This window comes from Limnohabitans sp. TS-CS-82, assembly GCF_002943475.1.
In genome coordinates, this window is record NZ_PTQX01000011.1 from 164,856 (window position 1) to 177,194 (window position 12,339).

Consider the following 12,339-nt stretch of genomic DNA (forward strand, 5'->3'; position numbering starts at 1 on the left):
TATGAAAATCGCTATTGCAGGAACGGGTTATGTGGGGTTGTCCAACGGCATTTTGTTGGCGCAGCACCATGAGGTGGTGGCGCTGGATGTGGTGGCTAGCAAGGTGGAGCAGCTCAACCGCAAGGTGTTGCCGATTGAAGACGTCGAGATGGAAGACTACCTGCGCCACAAACCACTGAATTTCAAAGCGACGCTGAGCAAAGAAGAGGCTTACACGGGGGCAAGCTTTGTGGTGATTGCTACGCCGACCGACTACGACCCCGAGACCAACTACTTCAACACAAAGTCAGTGGCGTCGGTGATTGCCGATGTGTTGGCCATCAACCCGCAGGCAACGATGGTGATCAAGTCGACGGTACCCGTGGGGTTTACCGAGCGCATGCGGTTGAAGCACATGACGCACAACCTGATGTTTTCACCCGAGTTTTTACGCGAAGGCAAGGCGCTGCAAGACAACTTGTACCCCAGCCGCATCGTGGTGGGCGAACGCTCAGAGCAAGGCCAGGTGTTTGCCGATTTGTTGGTGGAGGGTGCGGTAAAAAAAGACATGCCCGTGCTGCTAACCGACAGCACCGAGGCCGAGGCGATCAAGCTGTTTGCCAACACCTACCTCGCGATGCGGGTGGCGTATTTCAACGAGTTAGACAGTTACGCGTCGACGCTGGGGCTGGATACGCGGCAGATCATCGATGGCGTGTGCCTAGACCCGCGCATTGGCAGCCATTACAACAACCCCTCATTTGGCTACGGCGGTTATTGCCTGCCCAAGGACACCAAGCAGTTGCTGGCCAACTACGCCGAGGTGCCGCAAAACTTGATGCGCGCCATCGTGGACGCCAACAGCACGCGCAAAGACTTTGTGGCGTTTGACATCTTGAAGCGCCGCCCCAAGGTGGTGGGCATTTACCGCTTGGTGATGAAGGCCGGCAGCGATAACTTCCGCGCCAGCAGCGTGCAGGGCATCATGAAGCGGCTCAAGGCCAAGGGCGTGGAGGTGGTGGTGTACGAACCGGTGCTGAATGAGCCACATTTTTTCAACTCCGAAGTCATCGCCGACCTCGACACCTTCAAGCAGCGCGCCGACCTGATCGTGGCCAATCGCCAAACCGCAGATTTAGACGATGTGGCGGGTAAGGTTTATACGCGCGATTTGTTTGGTCAGGATTGATGGTCCAACCCCGTTCACACGGGTTTATTGTTATAAATTGAGTGCTTTAGTTGTATTTTGAGAGTTAGACTAAGCGTCGTCTCACAGAATAAACAACCATGGCTTCAAAAAGTACACCCAAACCGGTCGTTCAACCAGCCGCCAAAGTTTCACCAAAGGCGCCAGCGAAAAAGCTGATCAAACCTGCTGCTAAAAAGGCGGCCAAGCCAGCCGCCAAGGCTGCAACGCCCTCTAAGCCGCACCCAGCGTTGCTGGCGCCGGTTCGGGTGTTTCAAATTTATTACGAGCCCTGGCACCGCGACTTGCTCGACCCAGCGTTTGTGCAGCTGGACAACGCGGGGGCGAAGTCGGAGTTGCTGGAGTTTTCGGTGTTTGAGCGTTTGCAAGCACATGCGGCGACGCAAGGGGCGCAGTTGTGGGGCGCGTTGTCTTGGCGTTTTGGTGAGAAAACGGGGATGAAGGGCGCGGAGTTGCTTGAAGCGATGGCCGCGAACCCTGGGCACGATGTGTATTTCTGCAACCCGCACATTCAAAACGAGGCGATTTATCACAACATGTGGATGCAGGGTGAGACGGCGCATCCGCATTTTGTGGCCTTGACGCGGGCGGTGTTTCAGGCTGCGGATTTGGATGAAGGCGAGATTGGGGCTTTGCATCCGTCGAGCAGCTATTCGTCGGCCAATTATTTTGTGGCGACGCCAAAGTTTTGGGCGTTGTATTTGCCGTTCATTCGCCGGGTGTTGAAGGCGGCAGACGAGAACTTGTCGCCCACCTTGCGCAATGCCTTGCATTCGAGCGCGGCAGACCCCAAGGGTTTGCACGGCGGGGCCACGTATGTGCCATTCATCGTGGAGCGCTTGTTTGGGTATTTCATGCGCACCGAGGGCCGCGGATTGAAGGCGCACAAAGTGCCTTTGCTGGCGCGCGAGGCCGAGCTGAATGTGCACCAAAAGTTGTTGCGCGACATGAAGGACGTGGCGCACAGCACCAAGTCGGCTTGGCTGGCGGCGTGTTGGGTGAATTACCGCAATTTGTATTTGAACCAAACGAATTCAGAGGCGTGGTGTGCGCAGTATTTGCGACTGATCACGCCCACCGATGTGCGTTTCGTTTAAGGAGCTGGCCATGATGGATTTGATTTGCATTGAGTCGTCGGAGTTGGTCAAGCAACGCTGGACGGTGGACGGCCCCGTGATGGTGATGCCTTATACCGACCCCGTTTTGGCGGTGCGTGCCGGCGAGTTCGCTTGCAAGCGAGCAGGGGCCAAGGGCTTGGTGCTGGCGGTGCACGACGCGCAGCGCCAAGGCTTTGTGGCCACGGTGAATGCGGCGTGCGCCGCCACACAAAGTCCGTGGGTCGGCTATATGGCGCAAGACGCGTTTGCGGGGCGGGAGTGGATGGGCCAAGCCCTGCAAACGCTGCACCGCGAGGCGGGTGTGTTGCTCGGGTTCAACGACGGCAAGTGGCATGGTGCGTTGGCGTCGTTTGGCTTGGCCAAGCGCGAGTGGGTGACGGGCGTGAGCGGCGGCGGTGTGTTTTACCCCGGCTATGCGCGCCATTACGCCGATGTGGAGTTGACTTTGCTGGCGCTGCAAGCGAGTGGCTATGTGTACAACCCCGACAGTGTGCTGATGGAGGTCGATTGGGGCAAAGACGCCACGGCGGTGCACCGTGCCGACCGTGTGCTGTACCGCGAGCGGGTGGCGCAAGGGTTTGACGGGCGGGTGAGAGAGCCTTTGTTGTTGGGAATGTTTCAATGAACGCACATGAGTCGTTGGCGGTGCTGCAATCGGCACAAGAGGCTATGAATGAGGGGCGCTGGGCTGAGTCGGCGCATTTTTTTGGGTTGGCGGCGCAACGTCAAGTCGATAACGCGGGGGCTTGGCACAACTTGGGGCTGAGTTTGTTGGCGTTGGGCAAGCCAGCGCCAGCGTTGAAGGCTTTGCAGCGGGCGTACGGCTTGAACCCGCGTTTGTGGCAAAGCCGGCTGCTGCAAGGCCGCGCGCACAAGATGTTGGGCCAAGTGCAAGAGGCCGATGCCAGTTTTGCCGCAGTCATGCAGGCCGACCCGACCAACGGCACGGCGCGCATTGCTCGCGCTGATTTGGCAATGAATGTGTTTGGCACGCCCTTGCAGGCGGCCGAGTGGGTGAAGCCCTTGCTGGGGTCGCCCGAGCATGGTGACGATGCCGAGCTGACCACGCTGATGGCCAGTTTGTACGACCGCGACGAGTCGGCGCAAGAGCTGAACGACCGCGTGATCGCGTTTTCTCGCCGTGTGTTGCGCTTGGAACCTCTGCCACGCCAGCCTGCGCAGCCTAAGCGCAACAGTGGGCGCCAGCGGGTTGGCTTGATTTCGCCTTTGTTTTGCGTGTCGCCGGTTTACTTTTTGACGATTGCGGCTTGGCAAGAAGAGGCCAAAGCCCGCGATCTGGTGGTGTTCAACCGCGGCCACAAGGCAGATTGGGCCACCCAAGCGTTCAAAGACTTGGCCAGCGAGTGGCATGACGTGCAAGAGATGGACGCGCTGCGTCTGGCGCAAACCCTGCAAGCCGCTGACCTCGATGTGCTGTACGACTTGGGCGGCTGGATGGACCCCGTGGGGCTGAAAGCGCTGTCGGTCAAGCCCGCTCGGCACATGTTCAAGTGGGTGGGTGGGCAAAGCATCACCACGGGGTTGGACAGTTTTGATGGCTGGATTGGGGACGAGGCGCAGTCGCCCACGCATTTGCAAAATTTGTACACCGAGCCGCTGCACAACATTCCTGGGGGCTACGCCATTTACACGCCGCCCGACTACATGCCGCCGCCACAGGCAACGCGTCGTCTGGAGCCGGTGGTGTTTGCCAACCCCGCCAAGTTGTCGCGGGCGTTTTTGCGGCATTTGCAAACTATCAAGGGCAAGAAAGTGTTGGTGCATCAGCAGTACCAACATGTGCAGGCTCGCGACCATGTGCTGGCGTATTTGGATGCCTCAGAGGTGGAGTTCGTCGTGCCTCGCAGCCACCATGAGGCGTTGCAGGTGCTGGGCCAACACGCCGAAATGCTCGATACCTTCCCCTACAGCAGCGGTTTAACGGCTCGCGAGGCCACCGCCATGGGCGTGAAGGTGCGGGCCAAAGTGGGGACCTTGTTTTGTGAGCGGCATTGCGCGCCCATGGATGTGTGACGTTTTACCTGAGGTTTTGAGTTTGTAGAATGAATGCATCGTTTTTACAAACCGAACATGCGCCTGACTCAGCAAGAACACCAAGTACTCAAGCAATCTGCTGTGGATTGCTTTGGGGACAAGGCTGTCATTCGTTTGTTCGGTTCTCGGGTTGATGACGCTCGAAAGGGCGGCGACATCGATTTGTTGATTGACACCGCCCTCACAGAACCCATTGAGATCGTGCGCGCGCACCATCGCTTTGTGGCTCGCGTTTATGAACGCTTGGGCGAGCAAAAGCTGGACGTTTTGATTGACTACCCAACAAGACAAAGTAATCTGCCCATCTTTGATATCGCGCGTGCTCAAGGGGTGGTGCTATGACGGATCAGTCGCGCTTAATTTTGGATGACGCGTGGCGCCAATGCGAACGTCATTTGCATCATTTAAGACATGCGCTGGCGTCTTTGTCTGCCGTGCTGCCTGTGACGGCCGATTCCTTATCTCGCATGGATGATGAACTCGTGCAAGACTGGGATCAGTTTGTGTTGCGATTTACCAAGTTGCAAGATGCCATAGGTGCTCGACTGCTGCCTGCTGTTTTGAGCTTTTTGCAGGAGCCTTACGAAGATCGACCCATGCTGGATAAGCTGCATCGACTTGAAAAACTCGGGTTCTTGCCCAATGTGGAGTCATGGAACGCGCTTCGCTCGATTCGTAACCATTTTGCGCACGACTACCCGCAAGACGATGCGCTCAAAGCGGCCTATTTGAACGAGGCTGTCAGTGCGGTTCCTCAAATGGAAGCGCTGTTAGCCAAAATAACCCCTCTGATGAATGCCCACTAAAAAACCCACCCCCAAAGTCCAGCTGCCCGACCGTGACGATGGCAACTCGGTCGTTTTAGAGCGCCGTACGCAGCGTACCAAGCCGCCTCAGATGTTTCAGGTGCTGATGCTCAACGACGACTTCACGCCCATGGAGTTTGTGGTGATGGTGCTGCAAGAGTTTTTCAGCAAAGACCGCGAAAGTGCCACTCAAATCATGTTGCAGATCCATTTGGATGGCAAAGGCATTTGCGGTGTGTACAGCAAAGACGTGGCGGCCACCAAGGTGGAACAGGTGCTAGACGCAGCCCGCAAGGCCGGCCACCCTTTGCAATGTGTGGCAGAGCCCATTGAATGAGCCGCAGCTACCTATCGTTTGCACCAAACAAACAGGCCCATTGAATAAACGGCTTTCGTTTCCATATACAGTTGAATCTCAGTTGCAAGCACGAAGGAAAACACATGATCGCCCAGGAACTTGAAGTCAGCTTGCACATGGCCTTTGTCGAGGCCCGTCAGCAGCGTCACGAATTCATCACGGTTGAGCACTTGCTTTTGGCATTGCTCGACAACCCCAGCGCCGCCGAAGTGTTGCGCGCTTGCTCCGCCAATATTGACGACTTGCGTAAGTCGTTGTCCAACTTCATCGCCGACAACACCCCACAGGTGTCGGGCACCGAAGAGGTGGACACACAGCCCACCTTGGGTTTTCAGCGCGTGATTCAGCGCGCCATCATGCATGTGCAGTCCACAGGCAATGGCAAAAAAGAAGTGACCGGCGCCAACGTGCTGGTCGCCATCTTTGGCGAGAAAGACTCGCACGCGGTGTATTACCTCCACCAACAAGGTGTGACCCGCTTGGACGTGGTGAACTTCATTGCGCACGGCATCAAAAAGAGTGATCCGCCTGAAGCCGTGAAAGGCGCCGAGCCCAGCCCTGCGGAGCCGGAAGAGGGTGGCGCGTCTGAAAAGAGCGAGAAAGCTTCGCCGCTTGAGCAGTTCACCCAAAACCTGAACCAAGCCGCCAAAGACGGCAAGATTGACCCGCTGATTGGCCGCGAGTACGAGGTCGAGCGCACGATTCAAATCTTGTGCCGCCGCCGCAAGAACAACCCGCTCTTGGTGGGCGAGGCTGGCGTGGGTAAAACCGCGATTGCCGAAGGTTTGGCATGGCGCATCACCCAAGGTGATGTGCCTGAAATCTTGTCCGAGGCCATCGTGTACTCGCTGGACATGGGCGCTTTGCTGGCCGGCACCAAATACCGCGGCGACTTTGAGCAACGCTTGAAAGGCGTGATCAAGAACTTGCAGGCCAAGCCCAACGCGATTTTGTTCATCGACGAAATCCACACGCTCATTGGTGCGGGTGCGGCTTCAGGCGGCACCTTGGATGCGTCTAACTTGCTCAAGCCTGCGTTGTCGAGCGGCCAGCTCAAGTGCATTGGCGCAACGACCTTCACCGAATACCGTGGCATCTTTGAAAAAGACGCCGCCTTGAGCCGTCGTTTCCAAAAGGTCGACGTGGTCGAGCCGACGGTTCAAGAGACCGTGGACATCCTCAAGGGCCTCAAGTCGCGTTTTGAAGAGCACCACAACGTCAAGTACGCCGTGGCTGCGTTGCAAGCCGCTGCCGAGTTGAGCGCCAAGTACATCAACGACCGCCACTTGCCCGACAAGGCGATTGACGTGATCGACGAAGCCGGCGCGGCACAACGCATCTTGGTGGCGTCTAAGCGCAAGAAGACCATTGGCAAGGCCGAGATTGAAGACATCGTGGCCAAGATCGCGCGCATCCCGCCCGCCAACGTGTCGAACGACGACCGCGGCAAACTGCAAACCATCGAGCGCGATTTGAAGAGCGTGGTGTTCGGCCAAGACAAAGCCCTTGAGGTGCTGGCGTCTGCCGTGAAGATGGCGCGTTCAGGCCTCGGTAAATCCGACAAGCCGATTGGCGCCTTCTTGTTCAGCGGCCCCACCGGCGTGGGCAAGACCGAAGCGGCCAAGCAGTTGGCCTACATCATGGGCATTGACCTGATTCGCTTTGACATGTCTGAGTACATGGAGCGCCACGCCGTGAGCCGCCTGATTGGCGCGCCCCCCGGCTATGTGGGCTTTGACCAAGGTGGTTTGCTGACCGAGGCCGTGACCAAGAAGCCGCATTGCGTGCTGTTGCTGGATGAGATTGAAAAAGCCCATCCCGACATCTTCAACGTGCTGTTGCAGGTGATGGACCACGGCACCTTGACCGACAACAACGGCCGCAAAGCAGACTTCCGCAACGTCATCTTGATCATGACGACCAACGCGGGCGCTGAGACCATGAACAAAGCCACCATTGGCTTTACCAACCCACGCGCGGCTGGCGACGAAATGGGCGACATCAAGCGCTTGTTCACGCCCGAGTTCCGCAACCGCTTGGACGCCATCGTGGGCTTCAAGGCTTTGGACGAAAACGTCATCATGCGCGTGGTCGACAAGTTCTTGCTGCAACTCGAAGGTCAGTTGGCCGAGAAGAAAGTCGACGTCACCTTCAGCGACGCGCTGCGCAAGCACTTGGCCAAGAAGGGCTTCGATCCGCTCATGGGCGCACGCCCGATGCAGCGCCTCATCCAAGACACGATTCGCAAGGCCTTGGCCGACGAGTTGCTGTTTGGTCGCCTCATTGACGGTGGTCGCTTGAGCGTGGACATCGACGACAAAGAAGAAGTGCTGCTCGACATCACGCCTTTGCCTAAGAAGGAAAAGGCAGCAAAGGGTGAGCCAGCCGCTTCTGAGGAGTCAGCGGCGAGCTAAAGCTGCGGCGAGGTCTTTTCGCAGACCTCCTTCATGAAGTTGCTACCAATAAAAACGCCGCCTGTGGTAACACAGGCGGCGTTTTTTTATGGGCGCTTATTGGCGAAATGTATGCGGTTGGTTGCGACGCTTCAGCGCTTGCGCCCACCCAAAATGCTGCCCATCACGCCACGCACAATCTCGCGGCCCACAGCAGAGCCGATGTTGCGCACAGCCGACTTAACCATCACTTGCGCCAAGCCTTGGTGCTTGCCACCGCGTGGGCCGGTGGAGCCAAACAAGGCTTCGCCAAGGCCAGACAGCACTTGCTCGGTCATCGAGGGCGCGGCGGCTTGGCCAGCAGGTGGGTTCGCACCAGAAGCACCTTGACCGAATGCCTCTGCACTTGCCACATGGCCCGTCGCGCTGTTGGCCGTGTTGGCTGGCGCCCCACCTTTGAGTCGTTCATAGGCAGATTCACGGTCGATCACTTGCTCATACACCCCAGCTACCAGCGAGTTAGCCAGCAGGGCTTGGCGTTGCTCTGGTGTGATGGGCCCCAGTTGGCTACCGGGCAGCAGCACGTAGACCTGTTCCGTCTCCGATGGACGACCTTTGGCGTCCAGCAGGCTGACCAAGGCTTCGCCCACGCCCAGCTCGGTGATGGCTTTTTCGATGTCGAGGCCCGCTTTGCCGCGCATGGTCTGCGCGGTGGCTTTGACGGCTTTTTGGTCGCGTGGGGTGAAGGAGCGCAAAGCGTGTTGCACGCGGTTGCCTAACTGGCCCAGCACGGTGTCGGGCACGTCCAATGGGTTTTGGGTGACAAAGTACACGCCCACGCCTTTGGAGCGAATCAGACGCACCAGCAACTCAATGCGCTCGATCAGCACCTTCGGTGCTTCGTTGAACAGCAGATGGGCTTCGTCAAAGAAGAACACCATCTTGGGTTTTTCAGGGTCGCCGATCTCAGGCAGTTGCTCGAACAACTCTGACAGCATCCACAGCAAGAAGGTGCCATACAGACGCGGCGCGTTCATCAGCTTGTCGGCGGCCAAGAGGTTGATCACGCCCATGCCTTTGGCATCGGTTTGCATGAAGTCTTGGATGTTGAGCATAGGCTCGCCAAAGAAGGCATCGCCGCCTTGGGCTTCAATCTCCAAGAGGGCGCGTTGAATGGCGCCAATGCTGGCGGCGCTGACGTTGCCGTATTGGGTGGTGAAGTCGCGGGCGTGCTCGCCCACGTACTGCAGCATGGCGCGCAGGTCTTTGAGGTCGATCAGCAGCAAACCTTGGTCATCGGCGATTTTGAAAACCATGTTGAGCACGCCCGATTGCGTGTCGTTCAGGTTAAGCATGCGGCCCAAGAGCAGCGGCCCCATGTCGGTGATGGTGGCACGAACGGGGTGGCCCGATTTGCCAAACACATCCCACAGCGTGGTGGGGCAGGCGAGTGGGGTGGGCATGGGGACGCCGCGCTCTTGCAGCGAGGCCGCCAACTTGGGCGGGATGGTGCCGGGCTGGCTGATGCCGCCCAAGTCGCCTTTGACGTCGGCCATGAAGACGGGCACGCCCATTTTGGAGAACCCTTCAGCCAGCGTTTGCAGGGTGACTGTTTTGCCGGTTCCAGTGGCCCCAGTGATCAGTCCGTGGCGGTTGGCGAGGGCCGGAAGCATGTGGCATTCGGTAGTCTTATGCAGCGCAATCAGCATTGGTTCGGCCATCGAAAGTTCTCCATCACTTGAAAAGTAAAATAACCAGATAAGGTTAATTCAATTCAAGAGGATTTCTGATGGCTGGCCACAGTAAATGGGCAAATATTCAACACCGCAAGGGTCGGCAAGACGACAAACGCGGGCGTATCTGGACGCGTTTGATCCGCGAAATCATGGTGGCCGCCCGTCTAGGCGGGGCTGAGTTGGACATCAACCCGCGTCTGCGTTTGGCGGTTGAAAAGGCCAAAGCGGCCAACATGCCCGCCGACAACATCAAACGCAACATCGACAAAGCCACTGGCAACCTCGAAGGTGTGAGTTACGAAGAAATTCGTTACGAAGGCTACGGCATTGGTGGCGCGGCCATCATCGTGGACACCATGACCGACAACCGCGTGCGTACCGTGGCCGATGTGCGTTTTGCGTTCAGCAAGCACGGCGGCAACATGGGCACTGAAGGCTCGGTGGCGTTTCAGTTCAAGCATTGCGGCCAGTTGATTTTTGCGCCCGGCAGCAATGAAGACCAGATCATGGAAATCGCGCTCGAAGCGGGTGCCGATGACGTGATCACCGATGACGACGGCGCGATTGAGGTGCTGACGCCTCCCACCAGCTTTGAAGCTGTGAAAAACGCCTTGGAAGCAGCGGGCCTCAAGCCCGAAGTGGCCGAGGTGACTTACCGTGCAGACAACACCATCGAGATCGAGGGTGATGACGCTGTGAAGATGCAAAAACTTTTGGACGCGCTAGAAGACCTTGACGATGTGCAAGAGGTCTATCACAACGCTGCACTATGAACGTATTAGTTATTGGCGGCGGTGGCCGCGAGCACGCGTTGGCGTGGAAGATTGCCCAATCCAACAAGGTGCAAAAAGTGTTTGTGGCCCCCGGCAACGGCGGCACGGCACGCGATAAGCGTTTGCAAAATGTGCCCATCACCGATGTCCGAGCTTTGCGCGAGTTTGCGCAAGCCGAGGGCGTTGAGTTGACGGTGGTCGGGCCTGAGACGCCATTGGCAGCGGGTGTGGTGGACGAGTTTCGCGCGCACGGCATGCGCATTTTTGGACCTACTAAGGCCGCGGCGCAGCTGGAAAGCTCGAAGGCGTTCAGCAAAGCGTTCATGAAGCGCCACAACATTCCCACCGCTGAATACGACACCTTCACCGACGCACAGGCCGCGCACGATTACGTGAATGCCAAAGGCGCACCGATTGTGGTGAAGGCCGATGGTTTGGCGGCAGGCAAGGGCGTGGTGGTGGCGATGACCGCCGCCGAGGCCCACGAAGCGATTGACTTCATGTTGCTCGACAACAAGCTTGGTGTGAGCCACAACGAAGGTGGCGCGCGCGTGGTGATTGAAGAGTTTTTGCAAGGCGAAGAGGCCAGCTTCATCGTCATGTGCGATGGCAAAACCGTGTTGCCTTTGGCCACCAGCCAAGACCACAAACGCTTGCTCGATGCCGACGAAGGCCCCAACACAGGCGGCATGGGTGCGTACTCGCCAGCCCCTGTGGTGACGCCTGAGGTGCATGCCCGCGCCATGCGCGAAATCATTTTGCCCACCATCAAGGGCATGGAAAAAGATGGCATTCCGTTCACGGGCTTTTTGTACGCCGGTTTGATGATCGACCCACAAGGCCAAGTCAAAACGCTGGAGTTCAACTGCCGCATGGGCGACCCCGAAACCCAACCCATCATGATGCGCTTGAAGACCGATTTGGTCGATGTGTTGATGGCCGCCACAGCCAACAACGCCGAAGAGCGCTTTGACGACTTCGCCCTGGAATGGGACCGTCGTACGGCTGTGGGCGTGGTGATGGCGGCCTATGGCTACCCCATGAACCCGCGCAAAGGCGATGTCATCGGTGGTTTGCCGCAAGACACCGACGATGCGGTGGTGTTCCACGCGGGCACCCAGATGGTGGATGGTTTGATCACCACGACCGGTGGGCGCGTGTTGTGCGTGACCGCCTTGGGCGGCACCATCAAACTGGCGCAGCAACTGGCCTATGACGCGGCCAAGGGCATTCACTTTGACGGTGTGCAGTACCGCACCGACATTGGTTACCGCGCCATTGCGCGTTGATATGCCTGTTTACGCGCCTCTTGAGTTCAAAGGCAGCCGCTTGGCGCGGGCCTTTTTGAAGCTGATTGGCTGGCGATATGTGTTCAACGGCTTACCGGCTGCGCAAGGTGTGATCGTGGGCTACCCGCACACCAGCAACTGGGATTTCGTGGTGATGATGCCGGTCAAGTGGGCCATTGGTTTGCAGGTGCAGTTTTTTGCCAAAGACAGTTTGTTTCGCATTCCTGTCTTTGGCCGTTGGCTGCGCTGGATTGGCGGCAGACCCATTGACCGTTCATCGCCCAAAGGGGTGGTGGGCGAGATGGTGAATGTGCTCAAACAACACAAGCAAGACGGCGGCTATCTGTGGCTGGCGCTGTCGCCCGAGGGCACACGCAAGCTCACCCCAGGCTGGCGCAGCGGTTTTTACCAACTGGCTCTAGGGGCCGATGTGCCCTTGTGCCTGCTGCGTATTGATTACGCCAAAAAAGAGGCGCATTTCGACCAGTTCATGCACCTCACGGGGGATGTCGAGGCCGACTACGCGCACTTGGCCAAGGCCTATGCGGGCGTGTGCGGTTTTCATGCCGCACAGGTCGCGCCCATCCGACCCATGCCACCCCGAACCACCTCTGAATAACGCCAA

At 58.0% G+C, this 12,339-nt stretch carries 12 protein-coding genes; 11 read left to right on the forward strand and 1 reads right to left on the reverse strand.

What is annotated here, in order from left to right:
* Nucleotide 1: 1 nt before the first annotated feature.
* The 8 genes from C5F52_RS20150 to clpA all read left to right on the forward strand — a co-directional run bounded on the left by C5F52_RS20150 (nt 2) and on the right by clpA (nt 7,937).
* Nucleotides 2-1,168 carry a nucleotide sugar dehydrogenase gene (locus tag C5F52_RS20150; protein ID WP_104800147.1) on the forward strand — a complete coding sequence of 389 codons (1,167 nt, stop codon included), beginning with the start codon at nt 2-4 and terminating at the stop codon, nt 1,166-1,168.
* A gap of 98 nt (nt 1,169-1,266) precedes the next feature.
* A complete protein-coding gene (locus C5F52_RS20155; protein ID WP_104800148.1) occupies nt 1,267-2,283 on the forward strand; it encodes a hypothetical protein in 1,017 nt (338 codons plus the stop codon).
* A gap of 10 nt (nt 2,284-2,293) precedes the next feature.
* Entirely contained in the window at nt 2,294-2,929 is a 636-nt protein-coding gene (locus C5F52_RS20160; RefSeq protein ID WP_104800149.1) for a glycosyltransferase family 2 protein, read from the forward strand.
* On the forward strand, nt 2,926-4,338 hold the full coding sequence (locus tag C5F52_RS20165) for a glycosyltransferase family 41 protein (RefSeq protein WP_104800150.1): 1,413 nt from the start codon (nt 2,926-2,928) through the stop codon (nt 4,336-4,338). Before C5F52_RS20160 ends, C5F52_RS20165 begins: the two co-directional genes overlap by 4 nt.
* A gap of 57 nt (nt 4,339-4,395) precedes the next feature.
* A complete protein-coding gene (locus C5F52_RS20170; protein WP_104800191.1) occupies nt 4,396-4,701 on the forward strand; it encodes a DNA polymerase III subunit beta in 306 nt (101 codons plus the stop codon).
* Entirely contained in the window at nt 4,698-5,165 is a 468-nt protein-coding gene (locus C5F52_RS20175; RefSeq protein WP_201747060.1) for a hypothetical protein, read from the forward strand. The genes C5F52_RS20170 and C5F52_RS20175 overlap by 4 nt, the downstream gene beginning before the upstream one ends.
* Nucleotides 5,155-5,502 carry an ATP-dependent Clp protease adapter ClpS gene (gene clpS / locus C5F52_RS20180; protein WP_104800151.1) on the forward strand — a complete coding sequence of 116 codons (348 nt, stop codon included), beginning with the start codon at nt 5,155-5,157 and terminating at the stop codon, nt 5,500-5,502. The genes C5F52_RS20175 and clpS overlap by 11 nt, the downstream gene beginning before the upstream one ends.
* 104 nt (nt 5,503-5,606) lie before the next feature.
* Complete coding sequence (gene clpA, locus C5F52_RS20185; protein WP_104800152.1) at nt 5,607-7,937, forward strand: ATP-dependent Clp protease ATP-binding subunit ClpA; 2,331 nt, start codon at nt 5,607-5,609, stop codon at nt 7,935-7,937.
* Nucleotides 7,938-8,068: 131 nt separating this feature from the next.
* On the opposite strand, the gene C5F52_RS20190 is transcribed toward clpA, so the two are convergent.
* Nucleotides 8,069-9,637 (reverse strand): helicase HerA-like domain-containing protein, encoded by a 1,569-nt coding sequence (locus C5F52_RS20190; protein WP_104800153.1) that lies wholly within the window; start codon nt 9,635-9,637, stop codon nt 8,069-8,071.
* Nucleotides 9,638-9,705: 68 nt separating this feature from the next.
* Here C5F52_RS20190 and C5F52_RS20195 point away from each other — a divergent pair, with 68 nt between their 5' ends.
* Genes C5F52_RS20195 through C5F52_RS20205 form a run of 3 tightly spaced genes read left to right on the forward strand, consistent with a single transcriptional unit; the run spans nt 9,706 to nt 12,333 of the window.
* The gene (locus tag C5F52_RS20195) at nt 9,706-10,425 is read left to right on the forward strand and encodes a YebC/PmpR family DNA-binding transcriptional regulator (protein ID WP_104800154.1); all 720 of its coding nucleotides are present in this window, start codon (nt 9,706-9,708) and stop codon (nt 10,423-10,425) included.
* Nucleotides 10,422-11,714, forward strand: a complete 1,293-nt coding sequence (purD, locus tag C5F52_RS20200) for a phosphoribosylamine--glycine ligase (RefSeq protein WP_104800155.1) — start codon at nt 10,422-10,424, stop codon at nt 11,712-11,714. The genes C5F52_RS20195 and purD overlap by 4 nt, the downstream gene beginning before the upstream one ends.
* A gap of 1 nt (nt 11,715) precedes the next feature.
* The gene (locus C5F52_RS20205; protein ID WP_236657942.1) at nt 11,716-12,333 is read left to right on the forward strand and encodes a 1-acyl-sn-glycerol-3-phosphate acyltransferase; all 618 of its coding nucleotides are present in this window, start codon (nt 11,716-11,718) and stop codon (nt 12,331-12,333) included.
* Nucleotides 12,334-12,339: the final 6 nt, after the last annotated feature.